We start from the raw sequence: 21,367 nt of genomic DNA, 5'->3' as shown, positions 1-21,367 counted from the left end.
ACCCGCATGGTGCCACGGCCGCACGCACCGCGTTCACCGGCTCCGCGCGCCCCTGGTGAAGGTGAGGGCGTCCGCTCCGTCGGTCAGCCGGAGGGTGCGGCCGTCCTCGGAGAGGGAGAGCCGGTTGGCGCCGGAGAGGGTGCCGAGGAACTTCTTCTGGAACGCGGTGCTCTCGTCGTCGAGGCACGCCTCCATCGTCACCGTGTAGCCGGAGACCCGCATGCTCTCCTTGTCGACCGCGGCCGTGCCCTGGAAGCCGTTGCAGCCGCCGCGGCCGTCGATCTTCCCTCCGCCCGCCCGGACGCTGTCGGGGGCCAGCTCCATCCCGACGCCCTCGGGGGCCGGATACGTCCGGCCGTCCACCGTCACGCTCCGCGCCTCCCAGGGGACGTTGGTGACGGACAGCGACCGTCGCCCCTGGCCCGTGTCCGTGCCGCAGGCCGCCGTGAGGGCGAGGGCGGCCAGCACGTACGCGGCCGCGGGGATGCGCTTCATGGCGGTGAGACGCACACCGGCGATTCCGGTTCCGGCACCCGTGCGATGATCCCGGCAGGCCGTGACGGCACGGACGGGGAGGACGATGACGATGTACGCGATACCGCTGGGCGACGACGGCGCGGAGCTGCGCCCGCTCGAACCGTGGCAGGCCGCGGAGTTCCTCGACCACATGGACCGGGGCCGCGCCTTCATCGGCGAGCGCAACCCCCTCCCCGACATCGTCACGGACCTGGAGTCCAGCCGCGCCTACCTCCAGGCGTACGCCGACAAGGCGGCCGCCGACACCGGCCGCATCTGCGGCATCTGGTCCGGGGACAAGCTCGTCGGCGCCGTCATCCTGCGCACGATGGACCTCGCGCAGGGCATCGCCGAGGCGGGCTGCTGGCTGGAGCCCTCGGCGGTCGGCCGGGGCCTGGTCACCCGCGCCGTACGGATCCTCATCGACTGGGCCGTCGAGGAACGCGGCATCCACCGCGTCGAATGGATCGTCGCCTCCACGAACGGCCCCAGCATCGCCGTCGCCCGCCGCCTCGGCATGACCAGGGACGGCGTCCTCCGCGAGAGCGACCCGCACCGCGGCGGCCGCCTCGACATGGAGGTCTGGTCGATCCTGGCCCCGGAATGGCGCGCGGCCGGGGGCTCCCCCGTCACGTCATGACCGCGCCCAGGGCCACGAAGCCGCAGATCAGGGCGGCGAGGAGGGCCAGCAGGGGCCAGACGAAGCGGAGGTACTTGTCGTAGCCGACCTTCGCCAGCGAGACGCCGCCCATGATGACGGCGGTGGTGGGGACCCAGAGGTTCATCCAGCCGCTGGCGGCGGCCCAGGCGGTGACGACGACGGCGCGGGAGACGTTCGCGAAGTCGGCGAGCGGGGCCAGGATCGGCATCGCGAGGGTGGCGTGGCCCGAGGTCGAGGGGATCAGGAAGGCCAGGGGGAGGTTGACGGCGAAGACCATGATGCCGAAGAGCGCCGAGGGGGTGCCGGAGACGACGCCCTCGATGGAGTGCAGGACGGTGTCGGTGATCTTCGCGTTGTTCATCAGGACCGTCACCCCGCGCGCGAGGACGATCACGAGGGCCGGCGAGATGAAGTCGGCGGCGCCCTGGACGACCGTCGAGGAGATCTTGTCCTCGCCCATCCGCGTCACCAGGCCCACCAGGACCGCGGCGCAGAGGAAGAGGGCCGCGAGGTGAGGGAAGGACCAGCCGAGTTCCCAGCCGTACGGGGCGGCGTCGGCATTGCCCGTGAGGGCGCTGGCCCAGGGGATCACCGAGAAGATCATGAAGGCGAAGACGAGCGCGACGGTGACGAGGACCAGCTTGTGCATGCCGGTGAGCGGCGCGGGCTCCGCCGCGTGCCGGGCCTGCTCCTGGTCGCCGGGGCGGAAGCCGGAGAGGGAGCGCGAGGGGTCGGCGCGTACGCGGCGGGCGTAGCGGACGACGTACGCCGTCGTGACGCCGGTGAGCACGATCCACATCACGGCCCGCAGCGCGATCCCGTCGCCGAGGGAGATGTCGGCGGCGGACGAGGCGACGCCCGTGGCGAAGGGGTTGACCGTCGAGCACAGGACGCCGATGCCCGCGCCGAGGATGATGGCGCCGGTCGCGACCATACGGTCGAAGCCGAGGGCGAGCATCAGCGGGACGATCAGGCCGTAGAAGCCGAGCGTCTCCTCGGCGAAGCCCTCGACCGTGCCGAGGAGTGAGAAGACGACCATCACGCCGACGATGAGCAGCGCGCCCCGGTCCCGCAGCCGGTGCGCGAGACGGGCGATGCCCCGGTCCATGGCGCCGGTCGCGAAGACGACGGTGATGAACGCGCCGATGGCGAGGACGAAGAGGAAGACGCCCGCGCTGCCGTAGAGTTCGCCGACCTTGTCGGGGCCCACCTGGCCGGTCCTGCTGTCCTGGACGCCGTAGAGGCCGTTGACCGGGGAGAGGAAGAGGTCGGTGAGGCGGTCGAGGAAGCTGAGGCCCGAGTCCTCGCGGTGGTACGTGCCCTGGACGGGGGAACCGTCGGCTTGCCTCTTGTAGGTCCCGGAGGGGACGACGAAGGCGAGGATCCAGACGGCCAGCGTCACGAGGACGAGGACGGTCAGGGCGCTCGGGAAGTGGAACTTCCCCTGGGCGTCCGGGCTTTCGGGCCCCGCCGCTTCCGTGTCCGGCGCCGTGCTCATGCCCCGCTCCCCCGGCCGCCGGACCGGTACGCCGCCGCGTACTCGCTCAGGAACACGGCCTCCGCCAGCACCGCCGCGCGCAGCTCGGAGTAGAGCACGCGCTCGTTCGGGCCGTGCAGCCCCGACATGTTGTCCTCGGCGCCGAAGAGCAGCACCTCGGCGCCGGGCACCGCGCGCGCGAGGCCGTTGACGAGGGGGATGGAGCCGCCGGTCGCCGCGTGCACGGGCTCGCTGCCCCAGGCGCGGCGCAGCGCGACCGTGGCCGCGCGGTACGCGGGACCGCCCGTACGGGCCTCGAAGCCGGGGCCCGCGTCGCCGGGCGTGACGGTGAGCGGGATACCGAACGGACGCTGGGCCTCCAGATGGCGGACGAGGGCGCGCATCGCCTCGTCCGGGTCCTGCCGGGGGTGGACGCGGAGGTTGAGCTTGGCGCGGGCGTAGGGGACGACGGCGGAGGCGCCCTGGTCGACGGAGGGCGCGTCGACGCCGGTGACGGTGAGGGCGGGGCCGCTCCACAGCCGTTCGCCGAGTCCGCCGGTGCCGACGAGGGGCATGCCGTCGAGGACGCCGCCGAGCGTGCGGAACTCCTCGTCCGTGTAGGCGGTGCCGTCCCAGGGCTCGCGGCGCAGCCCCTCCACGGCGACGTCGCCGCGCGCGTCGTGCAGGGTGGCGAGGGCCTGGACGAGGGCGAGCAGCGCGTCGGGGGCCGCGCCGCCGTACTCGCCGCTGTGCACCGCGTCCCTCAGCGTCCGTACCTCGACGGTGAGTTCGGCGACGCCGCGCAGCGCGGTGGTGAGGGTGGGGGTGCCGGGGCGGAGGTTGCCGGTGTCGGCGATGACCATCGCGTCGCAGTCGAAGCGCGCGGGGTCGGTGGGCGGGTAGTCGTCGAAGGGGCTGCCGTACTCCTCCTGGCCCTCGAACGCGATACGGACGCCCGTCGGCGGCCGTCCGCCGAACGCCCGCAGGGCGCCGAGGTGGACGATCAGGTTGGCCTTGCAGTCGGCGACGCCCCGGGCCCGCAGCCCGAGCCCGTCCTCGGTCTCGGTGGGCTCGAACGGCGGCGAGCGCCACAGCGAGGCGTCGCCGGGCGGCTGGACGTCGTAGTGCGCGTAGAGCAGCACGGTCGGGTCCCGCGGGGCGGGCGGCGGGATGTGCCCGGTGATGACGGGCGCGGTGCCGGGGAGGATGAGGTCCTCGGTCGTGTCCACCCCTGCCCCGCGCAGCAGACGGACCATCACGTCGTGTGCCTCGCGCACGGGTTCGGGCGGGTAGCCGGGGAAGGCGATCGAGGGAATGGCGGTGAGCCGCTTCAGATCCGCGACCAGCCCGTCCATCAGCCCGTCGACGACGGCTTCCAGCTCCTGCGGATCATGGCCGGTCATCCCACTCCTCGAACCCTGGTACGCACACACCGAAGGTGTGGAGCATAACGGGCATAAGGGATTTACCGGTCACATTGACGGCGCCGGGGGGCGGCGGGCCGCGTTGCCCCCGTTGCACACCCCGCGCCCGTGGCCGGTTCCGCGGTGCTTCTAGTGTGGGCGCCCATGAGCGATCACACGGACGACGCGGTCGCGGTGGCGACCCGGCTGGCGGACGAGGTGCTGTTCCCGCACGCGACGGCGGTGGACACCGGGCAGCGGAAGCTGGCGGAGAACCTGGACGTGCTCGCCGAGCACGGCTTCTACGGCGGAGTCCTGCCCGTCGAGGCGGGCGGGCTCGGGGTGGACTTCCCCACCGCCGCGCTGATGGCGGAGATCCTCGCGAGCGGCTGTCTGAGTACGACGCTGACGCTCGGTCAGCACCAGGGCATCACGGGCGTCGTGGCGGGCAAGGGCAGTCCGGAGCAGCGCGGGCGCTGGCTCCCGGGGCTGGTGAGCGGCAAGATCCGCAGCGGCGCGGCCTTCACGGGCGCGATCCCCGGGCCCCCGAGGCTGACGGTGCGTGAGGCGCCGGACGGCGGCGGCTACGTGCTCAACGGCACGGCGCCCTGGGTCAGCGGCTGGGGCATGGTGCACGTCCTGGGAACGGCGGCCCGCGACGCCGACGACAACATCGCGTGGCTCCTGGTGGACGCCGAGGAGTCCGCCACCCTGCGCGTGAGCCCCCAGCGGATGCTGGCGGCCAACGCGACACGCACGGTCACCGTCGACTTCACCGACCACCCCGTGCCCGCGGACCGGCTGGTCACGGTCGGCACCCGGGCCGAGCACACGGCGGGCGAGCCCGTCACCAAGCGCCTCAACGGCGCCCTGGTGCTGGGCGTGGCACGGCGCGCCGTCCTGCTGCTCGACGACCCGGCGTGGACGGCCGAGCTGGACGCCTGCCGCGCGGACCTGGACGCGATGGAGGACATCGACGCGGCGCGGGCGCGGGCGGGCGAGTTCGCGGTCCGCGCGGCGACGGCGACCGTGGTCGAGGCAGCGGGGCGCGGCGTCCTGGAGGACGCCACGCCCCAGCGGTTGCTGCGCGAAGCGGGCCTGATGCTCGTCTTCAGCTCCCGGCCCGCGATCCAGGCGGACCTGCTGCGCCGGCTGGCCAGGCCCGAATAGGCCGCCCGGGATCGCTCGGGGCCGCCCGGGACCGCCTAGGAGTGGTCCTCGACGATGCTGACGGCGATGCCGTCCTTGATCTGCACCTTGGCCGAGACGCCCTTCTTGGAGGCGGCCTCCAGATCGGCCTCGGTGCACTTCGTCGCCGCCTGGCCCTCGGCGTCGCCGCAGATCTCGCCCGCGCCCTGGATGTCCGTGTCGGTCGAGGTGAAGAACTGCTGCTTCGTGTCCTTCATGTCGCTGACCGTGTACTTGCCGGGGGCGAGGTAGGAGACGGTGCCGAACCAGGTGCCGTTGACGCCCTTCTTGCCGCCGCTCCCGTTGCCGCCGCCGGTGTTGCCGCCGCCGGTGCCCCCGCCGTTGCCGCCGCCCGTGCCGCCGCTGCCGCCGTGGTCCTCGACGATGCTGACGGCGAGGCCGTTCTTGAGCTTGACCTTCGCGGAGACGCCCTTCTTGGAGGCCGCTTCGAGCTGGGCCTCGGTGCACTTGGTGGCCGCCTGGCCGTTCGCGTCGCCGCAGATCTCGCCCGCGCCCTGGATGTCCGTGTCCGTGGACGTGAAGAACTGCTGCTTCGTGCCCTTCATGTCGCTGACCGTGTACTTGCCCGGGGCCAGGTACTCGACGTTGCCGAACCAGGTGCCGCTGACGCCCTTGCCCGCCTTGCCTCCCTTGCCGGACCGGGCCTGCGTGCCGTCGCCGCCCTCGCCCCCGGTGCCGCCGGAGTTCTCCTTCGAGACCTCCGAGGAGGACGAACCGCTCGACTTCTTGCCGCCCGAGTCGCTGCCCCCGTCCTGGCAGGCCGTGAGGAGAGCGGTGCTCGCCACGAGGGCGATGCCGGCGAGTGCGGTCCTGCGGTACGACGTACGAAGCATGGTCCGGATCCCCCTGGATCAGATGTGCTGTCAGCGCTTGCTTGGTCGATCATCATCCTGAGCGATGCCGTGGCCTGGGGGGAAGGGCGGTTACATGGCGATGACACAGCCGGTGTCTGTACGGGACACGTGGTCTCGCCGGGGGTCCGGCCGGTGCGCGCACCGTTCACACCGTGCCTGAGCGGAAGTGCCGCCGTTGCCATCGACCGGTTCGATCTCGTCCTCGAGACCCCCGGCGCACTAGCCGAGGGCCGCCTCCGTGGCGAGGCGTACGGCGAGGGCGCGGGCCAGCAGGACCGGGAGCCCGGCGGCCTCGGCCGCCGCCGCGCGCAGGGCCTCCGTGTAGCCGATGCAGTCGAGGACGAGCCAGCGGCTGCCGCGGTGCGCGAGCGTACGGGCCGCGGCGGCGACCCGGTCCGCGGCGTCCCCGGCGTACGGGTCGGCGGGCTCCGCCCGTACGGTGCCGGGCAGCAGCAGGGACCAGCGGCGCTCGACGTCTGCCCGCTGCGCGGGCAGCGGGCAGACGATGCCGACCGGGTCGTCCCCGGTGAGGGCGCGCACGCCGTGCTGGACGAGAGGTTCCGCGTACAGGACGGGGCGGGTCGCCGGTACGGGCGGGAAGTTGCCGGTGCAGAGCAGAAGCGTGGCGCTCGCGCCGTCCGCCTCGCAGCGGGCGACCGCGTCCCGCATGCGGGGGGCGAGGGCCTCGTGTCCGAGCAGCACGGAACGGCCGTCCCTGAGGCGGGAGATCAGCGGCGCCTCGCCGGGCTCGGGCCCGACGGCCTCCCTCGTACGGTCGCCATCGGGGCCGTCGAAGTCGTCGGCGTCCAGGGCTCCGTGCTCTACGGGGCGTACGCCCGCGAGGTACGGCCCGATGTCTCCGGCGAGGTCTGTTCTGGGCGCCTGCCCAATAGTGACCAACCCAAGAGTCCCACCCATCCCCATTCCTCTCCGGCCCCCCAAAGGAGCCCTTCTCTTCTGACGTTGCGCCCTCAGGGGCGCGAGGAACTGCGCGACAAGCCACGACGCGCCCGCATCCCGCGAACCACAGACGGGGCACCCCGAACCCGGCTCTTGTGCGCGCACCCGGCGAAGAGGGCTGCGCTTGCCAGCCCTGCGCCTCCGCGCAGACCTCCCAAGCACAGCAGGGAGGAGCGGGGCTTGCCCCGTCAGGGGCGCGGGGAACTGCGCGACAAGCCACGGCGCGGTCGCACCCCGCGAAGCACAGGCGGGGCACCCCGAACTCGGCTCTTGTACGCGCGCAGCCCGCGAAGCCGAAGCACCCCCTGCCGCCGTTATACGGCCTTGTAGATCTGGCTGACGTCGTTCAAGGAGCTGCCCGCGACCAGGCCGGCGCCGACCAGCGCGAGGTCGTTGTCGGCTTCGAGCTGGGCCTCCTTCGCGGCCAGCTCGCTGGCCGCGGCGGCGGCACGGCGCCGGTACCGGCTGTACGCCACTCGCGCCGCGAGGGCGATCAGGACGAGCCAGCCCGCCTGCGGCGTGGCGACCAGGAGGCCCGTCGCCAGCAGGACGCCCATCTGGCGCGAGGAGCCGCCGAAGAACTGGATGAGCGCGCCGGGGATCGCCCAGAGCCCCATCATCGCCAGCGCGTGCGTATCCGTCAGGCCCGCCTTGATCGTGTCGACGTAGACCTGCGCGACGGGCGGCACCCGGCCGTCCTCGAAGAACGGCTTCCAGGCGATGACGACGACCAGGATCGCGACCGCGAAGCCCACGAGCTGGGCGATGTACTGCTGACGGCGCCCGGCCATCTCGTACGGGTGCCACGGCACCGCGCCCTTGCGCAGCAGCCAGCCCGCCTTGAAGTCGAAGCCGACATCGGCGAAGGCGGGGCCCGTCGAGGCCGCGTAGCCGACGAGCAGGGCCAGCGGCACCATCGGGATGCCCAGGACCAGGCCGAGGATCAGGAAGATCAGCGTCACGGCGAACGCAGGGAACCAGCCCGAGTGCATCGCCGCGAGGCCGACGATGAGCTGGTGGATCAGCGCGGCCACGCCCGCCAGCAGCACCCAGCCGGCCAGGCCGAGGCCGCCCATGTCGGAGTAGACCCCGCCCATCAGCGCGATCAGCATCGCGCCCACGAGGAAGAGGGCCAGCCCTTCCAGCAGGCCGCGGCGCAGCCGCCGGGTGTCGACCGTACGTTCCCCGGCGTCGAAGCGGTCGCCGCGGTACGCCGCGTCCGTCCCCTCCCCGGGCGCCGCGTCACCGCCCTCCCGCTCCGCCTCGTGGTCCCGGCGGTCCCGGCGGTCCCGCAGCATCAGCACGGCCTGGACGAGGGCGACGAGGCCCGCGCCGATCATGACGCCGTGCGGCACGTAGTTCGCGGCGAGGTCGACGTCGAGGACGCCCGGTGCGTACTGCGCGACGAGCAGGCCGACGCCGAACATCAGCAGCGCCCAGATGTTGCCGAGGAAGGCGACGCCGGCGGCGCTCGTCGGCAGCTTGAAGAGCGAGCCGACGAAGCCGACGACGGCGCTGACGCCGAGCAGCTTGGCCTTGCGGCCGCCCTCGTCGCCCGCCTTGATCGTCTCGGCGGCGGCGATGCCCGCGGGCCAGGCGGCGGAGGCGGGCAGCAGCTTGGAGTCGAAGACGCGGTAGAGCACCCAACTGTCCACGGCGAGCCCGATGACCGCGCCGCCCAGCATCGGCCACACCAGCCCCGGGCGCCCCAGCAGGAACGGCACGGCGATGGGCGTGACGAGCGAGTTCGCGGCGGCGAACGTCGAGCCGGAGATCGCGGACTGTACGAGGTTCTGCCGGTGCGGGTCCCGCATCTTCGCGAGCGCGGCGAACGAGATCCGCCCGATGAGCATCGCGATCAGCGCGCCGATGACGGAGGTGTTCGGCGCGATGCCGAGGGTCGTGATCAGGACGAGGCCGATCACCGCGCCCAGTACGGAGAGGAGGACCGTCACGACGAGCGTGACCGGCTCCAGGGCTCTGGGGTGGGCCGTCTTCTCCGGTTCCGCGACCGGTGGGACCGGTGGGGTGGTGCTCATAGGGATCTCGTCTTTCGGGTGCGCCTGCGCGGGGTGGGTGGTGCGGGGCCGGGATGGCGGCGGCCCCGCGCCGGGGCCGGGTCAGTCCTCGACCGCTCCTTCCGTGGACTGGAGGCGGGTCATCGGGCCGTACAGCTCGACCAGATGGGCGAATTCCGCCTGGTCGTGGAAGCGGACGACTCCCCGTCCGTACTCCTTCGCCGTCTCGATCGCGAAGCGACCCGCCGCCGCGATGTCCGTCTCGTGGCTGGCGCCCGTCGCGCAGCCCGCGACGGCGGACTGAGCGGTGAGGGCGAGGCCGACGACCGGCGCGGAGGTCGCGACGCAGGGCTGCATGATCGAGTTGATGTGGTGGACCCCGTTGCCGTACGGGGTGATGTCCTGCGTGGTGATCGGCAGGACGTGCGCGGCCTCGCCGGTGACCGTCTCCAGGACGCCGAGGAGGGTGTCGCTGACGCGGAGGATCCACCCCTCCTTGACGGTGGGCGAGAGGGCGATGCCTCGGTGGTTGAGGAGCCGGTTGCCCTTGGTCGTGTCGATGGAGACGACCGCGTCCATGGCCTCGTCGATCTCCTCGCGGTTGCAGTCGAGGATCGAGACCGGGGAGTCCATGAACGGCACGGGGTCGTGCGGCCGGGTCGGCGCGTCGGGGCAGACGTGGGTGGAGAGGATCACGTCGCCCTCCAGCACGTCCCCGCGCCCGTACATGTCGAGGAGCTTCGCGGCGGCGGAGAGCGCGGCGACCGCGCCGTCGGCGTCGGAGACGATGCCGGTCCGCTCGGGGCGGGCGCCGACGCCGCCGAGGCGGCCGAGGACGCCGAGCGTGGGGGCCGGGTCCGCCGAGGCGCCCGCGCGCTTGCCGTTCCGGCCCGGCACGACGACCTTCACGAAGTCGGTGCCGCCCTTGGCTCCCTCGACGCGGGTCACCGTGATCTCAGGCCCGTCGCCGGCCGAGGCGTCGCCGCCCGCCGCGTCGAGGACGCCGCGCAGGTGGTCGGCGAGGAGCTTGCCGCTGGTCTGCGGGCGGTCGAGGAGTTCGAGAACGTCGAGTACGTGCTTGAGCACTGCGGCTCCCTGGTGCGTGTGGTGCGTGCGTGTGGTGCATCCGTGCGGTGCATCCGTGCGGTTGCGTGCGAGTGGTGCATCCGTGCGGTGCGTGCGTGTGGTGCGTGCGTGGTGCATGCGTCGTGCGTTTCCCGCAGGTTCTCCCTGCCGTTCCCATAAGCGCAAGCATTTCTCTATATGAGGGACGCCGTCTCACGAAGCGGTAGGGTGCGGGGCGTGACTACCGAAAGCGGAGCGCCCCCGCTCCAGACCGCCGACCGCGTGCTCCAGGTGCTGCTCGCCTTCTCCCACGACCGGGAGGAGTGGGGCGTGACCGACCTGGCCGCCGAGTACGGCTGGGACAAGTCCGTGGCCCAGCGGCTGCTGGCCTCGCTCGCCCACCGCGGCTTCCTGGTCTCCGACCCGGTCACCCGGCGCTACCGCCTCGGGCCCGCCGTCTGGCACATGGCGACGGCCTGGGAGCGGCACGGCGGCATGGCCGGGCTCGTGCGGCCCGCGCTGCGCGAGCTGGCGGCGGCCAGCGGGGTGACAGCGCTGTTCGCCGTGCCGGACGGGGCGCATCTGCGCTGCGTCGACTCGGCCGACGGCTCCTCGGGCCCGCTGCGCGCCTACCGGCTCGCGGACGAGCTGTACCCGGGCCACGCGGGCGCCACCTCCCGCGCGTACTTCGGGATGCTCACCCCCGGGGCCCGGGCCGCGCTGCTCTACGGGCGCCCGATGGCCCGCTTCAGCGAGCTGACGGTCACCGACCCCGCCGAGCTGGAGGAGCTGATGAGCCGGGTGCCCGCCCAGGGCTTCGCGTACTCGGAGGGTGAGTACGACCCGGCCACCGCCGGTCTCGCCGTGCCCGTCGTGGTGCGCGCGCAGCCGGTCGGCTCGCTCACGCTCGTCGGCCCGCACGAGCTGCTGTCGGGCAAGCAGGAGCAGTTGCTCGTGCCCCTGCGCTCGGCCGCCGAGGGCCTCGGCGAACTGCTCACCCCGCGCCGCACCACCACCCGTGACAAGAAAGGCTGAACCGCCCATGCGACTTCTTCTGCTCTCCAACTCCTCGGCCCCCGGGCGCGGTTACCTGGAGCACGCCCGCGACGTGATCGCCGGGCATCTGAGCGGCGTCGGCGAACTCCTCTTCGTGCCGTACGCGCTCGCCGACCACGACGGCTACACGGCGAAGGTCGCGGAGTTCATGGACGGCCTCGGCATATCCGTCCGGGGCATCCACACCGCCGACGACCCGCGCGCGGCGGCGGCCTCGGCGCAGGCCGTCTTCATCGGCGGCGGGAACAGCTTCCGGCTGCTCAAGTCCCTCCAGGAGCGCGGCCTGGTGGAGGCCGTACGGGAACGGGTCCGGGCGGGCGTCCCGTACATGGGCTCCAGCGCGGGCACCAACATGGCCTGCCCGACGCTCCGTACGACCAACGACATGCCCATCGTGCAGCCCGCGTCCTTCGAGACACTCGGCCTGGTCCCGTTCCAGATCAACCCGCACTATCTCGACCCGTCGCCGGAGAGCGCGCACATGGGCGAGACCCGCGAGGAGCGGCTGACGCAGTTCCTGGAGGAGAACGACGTGCCGGTGCTCGGCCTGCGCGAGGGCACCTGGCTGCGCCGTACGGACGGCACCCTGACCCTCGGCGGCATCGAGGCGGGCGCCCGCCTCTTCGCGCCGGGCGCGGACCCGGTCGAGCACGGCCCGGACACGGACCTGTCCGGACTCCTCGCCACCGAGGCCCGGTTCGACAGCCGCCGGAACCAGGCCGCTCCCTTCGGATCATGAGGTGAGTCGGCCGCGGCTGCTACGGACGGGTTCGCGGCAGCAGCCATACGGCCAGTACGGCCAGGGCGGCGACGAGCAGAGCGCCGATGCCGCTGATGATGTTCAGCCCGTGGGTGAAGGCGGCGCGGGCGGAGTCGAGCAAGGGGTCATGCAGCCAGTGGGGGAGGCCGTCCGCCGTGGCGATGGCGTCGGGCAGGCTTTCGCGAGCGGACTCGGCCTCCCGCGCCGGGACCTCGCCGGGGGCGGCGCCGGTCATCCGGTCACGGTAGACGGCGCCGCCTGCTGTGCCGAGGACCGCGACGCCCAGCGCGACGCCGAACTCGGTACTCGTCTCGGACATCGCGGCGGCCGAGCCCGCCTTCTCGGGCGGGGCCGCCCCGACGATCAGGTCGGTGCCCATCACGAACATGGGACTGATGCCCAGGTAGACGATCACGAAGCCGGTCACGAGGACGGGCAGCCCCGAGACGCTGTCGACCCGCGTGAGTACCAGATAGCCGACCGCCGAGACCGCCAGCGAGGCCCCGATGACGTACGCGGCGGGCGCCTTGCGGGCGAGCGCCGGAGTCAGGGCGGAAGCCACGATGAGCGCACCGGCGGCGGGCAGCAGCCATAGCCCCGCCTTGAGTGGCGAGAGTCCCTCGACCAGTTGCGTGTACTGGGTGATGAACAGATAGACCCCGCCCATGGCGGCGATGCTGAGCAGTTGGATTCCCAGGGCGGCGCTGAACGAACGGTTCCTGAACAAGGCGACGTCGAACAGGGGACTGGCCAGCCTGGACTGCCGGTGCACGAACAGCACCCCGAGCACCAGACCACCGGCCAGGGCGGCCGCGGGCAGCGCCGCGAGGCCGTCCTTGGCGAGCCCTTTGACGCCGTAGATGAGGGGCAGGATGGCGGCGAGGGACAGCACGACACTGGTGGGGTCCAGCCGACCGGCCCGGGTGTCGCGGTACTCGGGAAGCAGCACCGGGGCGGTCACCAGCAGCAGGATCATCACCGGCACGCCCACCAGGAAGACCGAGCCCCACCAGAACGCCTGGAGCAGCAGCCCTCCCAGCACGGGCCCCAGCGCGACACCGGCCGAGAAGCAGGTCACCCAGACACCGATGGCCGTGCCGCGCTGTCTCGGGTCACGGAACATGTTGGTGATCAGCGCGAGGGTGGACGGCATCAGGGTCGCCCCGGCTATCCCGAGCAGCGCGCGAGCCGCGATCAGCATCTGGGGACCGGTGGAGTACGCGGCGAGCGCCGAAGCGAGGCCGAACGCGGCCGCCCCGATCATCAGGAGCCTCCTGCGGCCGATCCGGTCGCCCAGCGTGCCCATGGTGACCAGGAAGCCGGCGATCATGAAGCCGTAGATGTCGGCGATCCAGAGCAGCTCGCTGCCACTTGGCCGGAGGGAGACGCTCAGGTGCGGGACGGCCAGGTACAGCACGGTGACGTCCATGGCGAGCAGCAGGGTGGGGAGCGCGAGCACGGCCAGCCCGAGCCATTCTCGGAGCCCGGCCGGATGCGGGGGAAGGGTCGTGTGGGGCGATTCCGTTGACATGCCGCGTAAGCTAAACCCTCACGTTGACGTCAGAGTCAACTCGCTTTCGGGGAGCGTGTCATCACATGCGGATCGGGGCGTTGTCCCACCTGACCGGGGCCAGCGAACGGGCACTGAGGTACTACGAGGAGCAGGGACTGCTGCGGCCGCTGCGGCGGCCGAGCGGGTACCGCGAGTACACCGATGACCATGTCCACACGGTGCGGAGCATCCGCACGCTGCTCGCCGCCGGTCTGGGCACCGCGACCATCGCCGAGGTCCTTCCCTGCATGGTCGACGAGGGCGGGCAACTCGCCGCCGCCTGCCCGGACCTGCTGGCCGACCTGGCCAGGGAGCGGAACCGGATCACCGCCGCCATGGACGAACTACGGGCCGCACGCGAGATGTTGGACGCCATCATCGCCGCGCCCGTCCCCCCTGAGGCGGCCCAGGCGCTGGACTGCGACGAGGCGGTCGGCACCGGGGCCGGTGCACCGCGGACCCGGTCGTCCTGAGTCACCGGAACGTGAAGGCGGCGGCTAGGCGCTCCGCCTGTCGTGGTGATCCTGGGGGAGGAGATGGGCCCTCCCCCAGGCGCCCAGGGGCTCCAGGGCCTCGTTGAGGGAGGCGCCGAGCGGGGTCAGGCTGTACTCGACGCGGGGCACACGCTCCTCGTACACCTCCCGGCGCACGATGCCGTCGGCCTCCAGCTCGCGGAGGTGCGAGGTGAGCACCTTCTCCGTGACGCCCGGGATCTCGCGCTTGAGCTGCCCGAAGCGGCAGGTGCCCTCGGCGTGCAGCGCCCAGAGGATGAGCACCTTCCACTTGCCGCCCACGACGTCGATGGCCGCGTCGATCCCGCACACGTACGTGTCACGCCTGGTCATGCCCTCACCTTAAGGTAACCACCCACTAGTTTGTGCGTACTTGATCATGAATTGGGCCGGTACGAGCCTGGGGGCATGGCTACCGATACGCACACCCGTACCTCTGACAAGACCCCCGTCACCCTGCTCGGCCTCGGCGCGATGGGCACGGCCCTCGGCCGCGTCTGGCTCGACGCCGGGCACCCGCTGACCGTATGGAACCGCACCCCCGGCAAGGGCGACGCGCTCGCCGCGTACGGCGCGCGCGTCGCGGACTCGGCGGCCGAGGCCGTCGCCGCCTCCCGCCTGGTGGTCGTCTGCCTGCTGGACGACGCCTCCGTGGGCGAGGCCCTCGACGGAGCGGACCTGACCGGCAAGGACCTGGTCAACCTCACCACCGGCACCCCCGAACAGGCCCGCGCGCGGGCGCGCTGGGCCGAGGAGCGCGGGGCCCGCTTCCTCGACGGCGGGATCATGGCTGTCCCGTCCATGATCGGTGCCCCGGAGGCGGGCGGCTACGTCTTCTACAGCGGTTCCCGCGCCCTCTTCGACGAGCACCGCGCGACGCTCGCCGCGCCGGCGGGCACCTCGTACGTCGGCGAGGCGCCCGGCCACGCCGCACTGCACGACGTGGCCCTGCTGAGCGCCATGACCGCGATGATGGGCGGCATCGTCCACGCCTTCGCGCTGGTGCGGGGGGAACGGGACATCGCGCCCAAGGAGTTCGCGCCCCTCCTCTCCGGATGGCTGGTCGCCATGGCCGGCTCCGTCGGCCAGACGGCGGCCCAACTGGAGAGCGGCGACTACACGGAGGGCGTCGTCTCCAACCTCGCCATGATGACGGCGGGCAACGCGACGCTGCTGGACACGGCCGGGGAGCAGGGCGTCGGCACGGAGCTGATCGCCCCCTTCGCCGAGCTGATGGCGGCCCGGCTGGCGGAGGGAGGGCACGACGACGAGGGCACCACCGGCATCGTGGACATGCTCAGGTCCCCCGCACGCCGCCCCGCACGACGCTGAGCAGCAGCGAACCGGTGCCGAGCGGGAGCCGCGCGGCGCGGTCGGCGAGATGCCCTCGCCCCGTTCCGCTCCTCGGAGATTCCTACGAGCCCGGGCTTCGGCGGAACGCACGCTAGGCGCCCGGCGGAACGTCTCCCTACGGTGTGCCGATGCAGGACAGCACGCCGTTCGACGCGGCAGCAGCGCGGCGGTTCCGCGAGGCCCTCGGCCTGACGCCCGCGCACGTCGCGTACGGGATGCGCGCCGCGTTCGGCCAGCACGTCGATCCACGGCTGGTGGCCGCGTGGGAGCAGGGCACGATGGTCCCCGACGAGCGCCAGCTCACCGCGCTGGCGGGCGCCCTGTGGTGCTCCCCCGCGCACCTCCTGCGCGCCCCGCGCACCCTGCGCGAACACCGCCTGGCGCGCGGCGTCTCCGCGCCCGACCTCGCACTGGAGATCGGGATGGACCCGGCGGAGTACGAGCGCGTCGAGGCCACCGGCCGGTGGACGGGCGACGCCCGCCAGGCGGAGGCGCTCGCCCGCGCGCTGCGCCTCGCCCTCCCCGCGCTCCTCGCGTTCACCGGCCGCGAGGAGGAGCTGGCCGGACTGCTGCGCCGGGCGGTCACCACCCGCTGGCAGGCGTACGCGGCGGCCGTCGCGCGCCTCGTCCCGGTCCCGAGGGACCGGGTGGAGGCGGCGCTGCGCACCCTGCACGCCTCCTACGCCGCCGCGAGCGCCGGATCCCTCAACTGGGCCGCGGGCGCGCACGGTCCGGGGGCGGGCCCGGCCTATCTGGACGACGTCCTGCGGCACTTCTGGGCCGCGCTGGAGGCGTGATCCGCGCCCGCGGTACGGGCCTCCAGCGCGCGCAGCACGGCGATCATGTCGGCGCCGCCGTGGCCGAGCGCCACGGTCTCGGCGAACAGGGCGTGGCTGGCGTCGAGCAGTGGCGTCGCGACTCCGGCGGCGCGGGCCCGTTCGGCGACCAGGCGGTTGTTCTTGAGCACGTCCAGCGCGGCGGCCTGCGCGGCGTCGTCCCCGGCCAGCAGCTTGGCCGTCTTGACGCGGCTGACGTCGCTCGCCATCGGCCCCGCGTCGAGCACGCTCCCGAACAGCTCCAGGTCGAGCCCCTGCCGCGCGGCGAAGTGGAAGGCCTCGGCGAGGCCCGTGACCATGGTGATCAGGAAGAGGTTGACCGACAGCTTCATCAGCAGCGCGTTCGGCACGGCGCCGCACTCGCGGGTCTCGTGGCTCAGGGGCCGCAGCAGCGGCCGTACGTCCGCGACCGCCGCCGGATCGCCCGCCAGCATCGTCACGAGCCGTCCCCGCTCGGCCGGTACGCGCGAGCCGGAGACCGGCGCCTCCACGTAACGCCCGCCCGCCGCGCGGACGTCGGCCTCCAGCGCGCGCGAATACCCGGGCGAGGTCGTGCCCATGTGGACGACGGTGCGGTCCGCGACGCGCGGCGCGAACTCCCGCGTGCCGCGCGCCAGCACGGCGTCGACGGCCTCCTCGTCCGCGAGCATCAGCACGACGGTGCGGGCCCGCCGGAAGACCTCAGCGGGGCCGGACGCGACCTCGGCCCCCGCGGCGCGCAGGGGCTCGGCCCGCGCGGGCGTCCGGTTCCAGACCACGAGCGGCTCCCGGGCCAGCCGGAGCGCCATGGGACGGCCCATGACGCCGAGTCCGATGAATCCGATGCCTGTGCCCATGCCCACGGGCCACCCCCGGGTCCGTCCCCTATGACGCGCGTCATAATAGCGGGACTCAGGACATGTGTCAGGGGAGGCGGAGATGGGGTCCTCGTCGCGGTACGGGCCGCGTGAACGGATGGTCTTCAGCGCGGCGCAGCTCATCCGCCGCGAGGGGGTGGCGGCGACGGGCCTGCGGCAGGTCGTCGCCCACGCGGAGGCGCCGCGCGGCTCGCTCCAGCACTATTTCCCGGGCGGCAAGGAGCAGTTGGTCAACGAGGCGGTGGCCTGGGCCGCGCGGTACGCGGCCCGCCGCGTCGAACGCTTCGTCGCCGCGATGGGCGGCTCCCCCACGCCGGGCGGCCTGTTCGCCGCGATGGTGCGGCAGTGGACGGACGAGCTGGAGTCCGACGGCACGCTCGCGGGGTGCCCGGTCGCGGCGGCGACGGTGGACTGCGCGTCGGCGGACTCGACGCGGGCCGCGGTGGCGGCCGCCTTCGCGGAATGGACCCGCCCCCTCACCGTGGCGCTCACGGACATGGGCGTCCCGGAGCCCCGGGCCCCGTCCCTGGCCACCCTGATGCTCAGCACCTTGGAGGGCGCGATCCTCATCTCCCGCGCGGAGAACTCCCCCCGAGCCCTCCTGACAGCAGCCACAGAACTGGCGCCTCTCCTGGACGCCGCAACCGGCACTCAGTGGGCGTCGGGCCCGTCTCGTCTTCCTCCGGACTCCGCGGATCAGTAGGATCCGTCCCCACGCGTGCCGGCGAGGGGCGAGGGGCCTCATGGGGGACTTGATGCGTGTCGGTGATGTGGTCGGCGGTCGCTACACGCTGGTCCGCACCCTCGGCTCCGGAGGATTCGGCCGGGTGTGGCTGGCGCAGGACGAGGACCTGTGCGTGGACGTCGCTCTGAAGCAGGTGCACTTCACGGGGCCGGTCGGGGAAGAGGAGCAGCGCAAGCGCGTCCTACGGGCGGCGCGCGAGGCCCGGCACGCCGCCCGGCTGCGGGACCACCCCCATATCGTCACCGTCCACGACGCGTTCGCGGTGAGAGGGCACCCGTGGATCGTGATGCGGTACGTCGACGGCCGCTCGCTGGCCGATGAGCTGCGGGAGCAGAGGCGCCTGCCACCCGACAGGGTCGCGGACATCGCGGACGCCCTCCTCTCCGCCCTGAGCGCTGCCCATCAGGAGGGCATCGTGCATCGCGACGTCAAGCCCGCCAACGTCCTCCTCACCGCCGCCGGGGAGGTGCTGCTCACGGACTTCGGCATCGCCACAGCCCGGAGCGACGGGCCGCTCACGACCGAGAACATGGTCATCGGGACCCGTGGATACATCGCCCCCGAGCTGCTCCAGGGCGGCAGGCCGAGTGCGGCTTCCGACCTGTTCGCGCTCGGTGTGACGCTTTACGAGGCTGTGGAAGGCGAACCGCCCTTCCCGCGTGAGAACCCGACGGCCGTCCTGACAGAGCATCCCCGGCCGCCCCGTCTCGCGGGGCGCCTGCGGCCGCTCCTGGAGCGGCTCCTCGACATGGCCCCTGCCCGACGAGGCGATGCGGCGGCCGCCCGGACCCTGCTCCGTACCGCTCCCCCGACCGTGGAGGACCCGCCACGGACCCGGCCCACGCGACCTGTCCGGCCCTCGGAGCCGCAGGGGGGCGGGAGCGTGACGATCACGAGTGGCCGAATGGCGGCGGCCAGGGCCCGGGCGGAGGAGTACTCCGGAGGGACCGGATGCGTCTTCGGGGTCATCGGCTTGATCGTCGGGCCGATCGTCTCCGCGAACACCGGGGCGGGCAGCATGCTGCAGTTCGGCTTCTTCGGCTGCGTGGGGGCAGCGGCGTTCGGTCTCTTCCTCGGCTGGACAGGCGGATGGGTGGAGGCCCTGTTCGGTGAACCCGACAGCCTCACGGTCAGCCCAGGAGGGCTGACGATATCGGGCCAGAAGAAGGACGAGTACAAATTCGAGCACCTGGCCGCCGTGAAGTGCGAGCGCTCAGGCACCACCGTGTCCCTGACCATCAAGCCCCCCAGCAGCGACCCGGAGCGCAAGGTGTTCACCGGCCAGGGCATTCCCGCAGCCGACGCCGGCCGTCTGATGGCCGCCCTCTCCCGGTACGCGGGCGAGAAGTACCGGGGCCCGGTAGGCCTTCCCTGAGCGCTCGTTCAGAAGAACTCGACGCTGCCGCCACGGGAGGTCCAGGCGGGGGTCCAGCCATTGTTCGGGGCTGTCTGCCACTTGTGCCAGAGCGCGTGGTCCGTGCCGGTGGCGAAGACGTCCAGGCGGCCGTCGGCGTTGCGGCCGAGTCGCGGGTCGCCGACGAGGGATCCGCCGAGGGACGTCCAGGTGCCCCAGACGCCGTTGGGGGACCGCTGTCCGATGCTCCAGAGGGCGAGGTCGGTGCCGCGCACCATGACGCGCAGGCGGCCGTCGGCTTCCTGGAAGACGGCGGGGACCCCGAGGCAGCAGCCTCCGCGAGGGGCCCAGTTCTCCGTCCAGTTGCCGTTGGGGGCGCGCTGCCAGAGGTGTCGCAGGGTGAGGTCGGGCGCGATCGCGAAGACTTCCAGACGACCGTCCTGATTCTGGAAGACCGCGGGGTCGGCGTTCAGTTCTCCGCCGCGTGAGGCCCACTGGCTCCAGCCGCCGTTGGGGACGGTCTGCCACGTGTGCCACAGGGCGTGGTCCGTGCCGCGGACGAAGACCTCCAGACGACCGTCCTCGTTCTGGAAGACCGCCGGGCAGCTTCGAAGAACGCCGCCTCGGGAGGCCCACTCGCTCCAGCCGCCGTTGGGAGCGGTCTGCCAGGTGTGCCACAGGGCGTGGTCCGTGCCACGGACGAAGACCTCCAGACGACCGTCCTGATTCTGGAAGACGGCGATGCGCGGCCCCAGGACCTGCTGGTTGCCCAGAGGACTCCAGTCGGGCATCCAAGCGCCATTGGGGCTCGTCTGCCAGATGTGCCACACACGGCCGTCCGCGCCGCCCGCGAAGACCTCCAGACGGCCGTCGGGGTTACGGAAGACGGTGGGCGCCGTGGTGATCACGCCGTCGCGTGAGGCCCACTCGCTCCAGGCGCCGTTGGGTCCGAGCTGCCATCTGTGCCAGAGGGCGTGGTCCGTGCCGGTGACGAAGACTTCCAGGCGGCCGTCGGCATTGCGCGCGGCCCCGATGCTCGACAAGCCGGGATCGAGTGCCATGGTCTCCCGTCGGGTCGGAGAGAGTACGGAGAGGGCGCCGTCACCGACGCGCTCGGTGACTTCGGTACGGAGCCGGACAAGGCATCCATGGACCGTCTCGGCCGCCTGCGGTCGCCGGTCGGGGTCGCGTTCGAGCAGTTCGGCGACGAGCTGGATCACCGCGGGCGGCACCCCGGGCCGGAGTGTGCCGAGCGACGGGGCCTCCTCCGCGAGCTTGTGCCGCATGAGCACGAGCCCGTTCTGCCCGGTGAACGGCGGTCGCCCCGTGAGCAGCGCGAAGAGGACACTCCCCAGGGCGTAGAGGTCCGAACGCGCGTCGCCGCGTTCGCTGAAGAACTGCTCCGGAGCCCCGTATTCAGGCGTGCCGACGGGGGCGAGCTGTGAGGAGTGAGCCAGCGGGAACGCGTGCTGGGTGAACCCGGCGATGCCGAAGTCGATCACCTTCACGCGGTCGTCCGAGGTGAGTATCACGTTGTGCGGCTTGATGTCGTAGTGGATGACCTGTGCCCGGTGCGCGGCGACCAGAGCGGCGCAGATCTCCTCCGCGATCCGCAGGGCACGACCCACGTCCATGGGGCTCTCGTGACGCATGTGCTCGGCCAGGCTGGCGCCGTCGGCCCGCTCCATGACCAGGAACCACAGGTCCTCCTGGACTCCCCGGTCGTGCAGCGCCGCCACGTTCGGATGGGTGATCTGCGCGGCCGCCACCGCCTCGCGCTCGAACCACCGGGGCAGATCCGCGGGCGTCGCCTCGTCCAGCACCAGCATCTTGACCGCCACGTCCCGGTGCAGCATCCGATCCCGCCCGGCCCACACCTCCCCCATACCGCCGCGCCCGAGCCGCTCGACCAACTCGTACCGCCCCGCGATCAGGTCTCCGCGCCGCACCCGCCACCCCCGATGCCACAGCAATGCCGACCATCAGCGTATGGCCACACGCCGACCGGCGAGGTCCTGTCGCTACGGCGTACCGGCGAGTCTGCCCATCACCTCGTACATCTGCTGCGGGGCCAGCGGGGCGACCGAGAGCGGCTCTTGCGCCCGCTCCGTGCTCAGCCCGTCGAGCAGGAAGGCGACTTGGCGGCGCCAGGCGTCGGGCGCGGTGTCCGCGACCGCGC

Annotated in this window: 20 protein-coding genes; 9 read left to right on the top strand and 11 right to left on the bottom strand. The window is 72.7% G+C overall.

The genetic code is table 11. The features are described from left to right. Positions 1-33: 33 nt before the first annotated feature. Entirely contained in the window at positions 34-495 is a 462-nt protein-coding gene (locus tag ABD343_RS31585) for an META domain-containing protein (protein ID WP_344533139.1), read from the bottom strand. 91 nt (positions 496-586) lie between these two features. Here ABD343_RS31585 and ABD343_RS31580 point away from each other — a divergent pair, with 91 nt between their 5' ends. Further along, entirely contained in the window at positions 587-1,156 is a 570-nt protein-coding gene (locus ABD343_RS31580) for a GNAT family N-acetyltransferase (protein ID WP_344533138.1), read from the top strand. On the opposite strand, the gene ABD343_RS31575 is transcribed toward ABD343_RS31580, so the two are convergent. Next, positions 1,146-2,675 carry a YfcC family protein gene (locus tag ABD343_RS31575; protein ID WP_344533137.1) on the bottom strand — a complete coding sequence of 510 codons (1,530 nt, stop codon included), beginning with the start codon at positions 2,673-2,675 and terminating at the stop codon, positions 1,146-1,148. The genes ABD343_RS31580 and ABD343_RS31575 overlap by 11 nt on opposite strands. Beyond that, positions 2,672-4,057, bottom strand: a complete 1,386-nt coding sequence (locus tag ABD343_RS31570; RefSeq protein ID WP_344533136.1) for a M20/M25/M40 family metallo-hydrolase — start codon at positions 4,055-4,057, stop codon at positions 2,672-2,674. Before ABD343_RS31570 ends, ABD343_RS31575 begins: the two co-directional genes overlap by 4 nt. Positions 4,058-4,222: 165 nt before the next feature. Here ABD343_RS31570 and ABD343_RS31565 point away from each other — a divergent pair, with 165 nt between their 5' ends. After that, positions 4,223-5,227: an acyl-CoA dehydrogenase family protein gene (locus ABD343_RS31565; RefSeq protein WP_344533135.1), complete on the top strand. Its 1,005-nt coding sequence runs from the start codon at positions 4,223-4,225 to the stop codon at positions 5,225-5,227. A 35-nt stretch (positions 5,228-5,262) separates the two neighbouring features. On the opposite strand, the gene ABD343_RS31560 is transcribed toward ABD343_RS31565, so the two are convergent. From ABD343_RS31560 to ABD343_RS31545, 4 genes are all read right to left on the bottom strand, one after another. Further along, entirely contained in the window at positions 5,263-6,099 is an 837-nt protein-coding gene (locus ABD343_RS31560; RefSeq protein ID WP_344533134.1) for a hypothetical protein, read from the bottom strand. A gap of 240 nt (positions 6,100-6,339) precedes the next feature. Then, entirely contained in the window at positions 6,340-7,020 is a 681-nt protein-coding gene (locus ABD343_RS31555; protein ID WP_344533133.1) for an AroM family protein, read from the bottom strand. 374 nt (positions 7,021-7,394) lie between these two features. After that, on the bottom strand, positions 7,395-9,119 hold the full coding sequence (locus tag ABD343_RS31550; RefSeq protein WP_344533132.1) for an OPT/YSL family transporter: 1,725 nt from the start codon (positions 9,117-9,119) through the stop codon (positions 7,395-7,397). Between the two features lie 81 nt (positions 9,120-9,200). Beyond that, positions 9,201-10,184, bottom strand: a complete 984-nt coding sequence (locus tag ABD343_RS31545) for a DUF1177 domain-containing protein (protein WP_344533131.1) — start codon at positions 10,182-10,184, stop codon at positions 9,201-9,203. Between the two features lie 216 nt (positions 10,185-10,400). Here ABD343_RS31545 and ABD343_RS31540 point away from each other — a divergent pair, with 216 nt between their 5' ends. Further along, positions 10,401-11,198: an IclR family transcriptional regulator gene (locus ABD343_RS31540; RefSeq protein WP_344533130.1), complete on the top strand. Its 798-nt coding sequence runs from the start codon at positions 10,401-10,403 to the stop codon at positions 11,196-11,198. Between the two features lie 7 nt (positions 11,199-11,205). After that, positions 11,206-11,958 carry a dipeptidase PepE gene (gene pepE, locus ABD343_RS31535; RefSeq protein WP_344533129.1) on the top strand — a complete coding sequence of 251 codons (753 nt, stop codon included), beginning with the start codon at positions 11,206-11,208 and terminating at the stop codon, positions 11,956-11,958. 19 nt (positions 11,959-11,977) lie between these two features. Here pepE and ABD343_RS31530 read toward each other — a convergent pair whose 3' ends face one another. After that, a complete protein-coding gene (locus tag ABD343_RS31530; RefSeq protein WP_344533128.1) occupies positions 11,978-13,510 on the bottom strand; it encodes an MFS transporter in 1,533 nt (510 codons plus the stop codon). A gap of 65 nt (positions 13,511-13,575) precedes the next feature. Between ABD343_RS31530 and ABD343_RS31525 the strand changes: the two genes are divergently transcribed. Further along, positions 13,576-14,004, top strand: a complete 429-nt coding sequence (locus ABD343_RS31525; protein ID WP_344533127.1) for a MerR family transcriptional regulator — start codon at positions 13,576-13,578, stop codon at positions 14,002-14,004. A gap of 24 nt (positions 14,005-14,028) precedes the next feature. On the opposite strand, the gene ABD343_RS31520 is transcribed toward ABD343_RS31525, so the two are convergent. Continuing rightward, positions 14,029-14,376: a winged helix-turn-helix transcriptional regulator gene (locus ABD343_RS31520; protein ID WP_344533126.1), complete on the bottom strand. Its 348-nt coding sequence runs from the start codon at positions 14,374-14,376 to the stop codon at positions 14,029-14,031. 75 nt (positions 14,377-14,451) lie between these two features. Between ABD343_RS31520 and ABD343_RS31515 the strand changes: the two genes are divergently transcribed. After that, positions 14,452-15,375, top strand: coding sequence for an NAD(P)-dependent oxidoreductase (locus tag ABD343_RS31515; RefSeq protein ID WP_344533125.1), 924 nt, complete (start codon positions 14,452-14,454; stop codon positions 15,373-15,375). A 149-nt stretch (positions 15,376-15,524) separates the two neighbouring features. After that, positions 15,525-16,193 carry an XRE family transcriptional regulator gene (locus tag ABD343_RS31510; RefSeq protein WP_344533124.1) on the top strand — a complete coding sequence of 223 codons (669 nt, stop codon included), beginning with the start codon at positions 15,525-15,527 and terminating at the stop codon, positions 16,191-16,193. Here the strand turns inward: ABD343_RS31510 and ABD343_RS31505 are convergent. After that, positions 16,145-17,068: an NAD(P)-dependent oxidoreductase gene (locus ABD343_RS31505; protein WP_344533123.1), complete on the bottom strand. Its 924-nt coding sequence runs from the start codon at positions 17,066-17,068 to the stop codon at positions 16,145-16,147. The two genes, ABD343_RS31510 and ABD343_RS31505, sit on opposite strands and share 49 nt — an antisense overlap. Before the next feature lie 82 nt (positions 17,069-17,150). On the opposite strand from ABD343_RS31505, the gene ABD343_RS31500 reads away from it, so the two are divergent. Further along, positions 17,151-17,792 carry a TetR/AcrR family transcriptional regulator gene (locus ABD343_RS31500; protein WP_344533122.1) on the top strand — a complete coding sequence of 214 codons (642 nt, stop codon included), beginning with the start codon at positions 17,151-17,153 and terminating at the stop codon, positions 17,790-17,792. Between the two features lie 52 nt (positions 17,793-17,844). Continuing rightward, entirely contained in the window at positions 17,845-19,209 is a 1,365-nt protein-coding gene (locus ABD343_RS31495) for a serine/threonine-protein kinase (protein ID WP_344533121.1), read from the top strand. Between the two features lie 8 nt (positions 19,210-19,217). On the opposite strand, the gene ABD343_RS31490 is transcribed toward ABD343_RS31495, so the two are convergent. Then, on the bottom strand, positions 19,218-21,137 hold the full coding sequence (locus ABD343_RS31490) for a DUF8189 domain-containing protein (protein ID WP_344533120.1): 1,920 nt from the start codon (positions 21,135-21,137) through the stop codon (positions 19,218-19,220). Positions 21,138-21,367 lie beyond the last annotated feature (230 nt).

This window comes from Streptomyces albiaxialis (assembly GCF_039530985.1).
Classification (GTDB): domain Bacteria; phylum Actinomycetota; class Actinomycetes; order Streptomycetales; family Streptomycetaceae; genus Streptomyces; species Streptomyces albiaxialis.
Note: the sequence above shows the minus strand (reverse complement) of the source record. Positions and strands in the feature narration are given on the sequence as shown.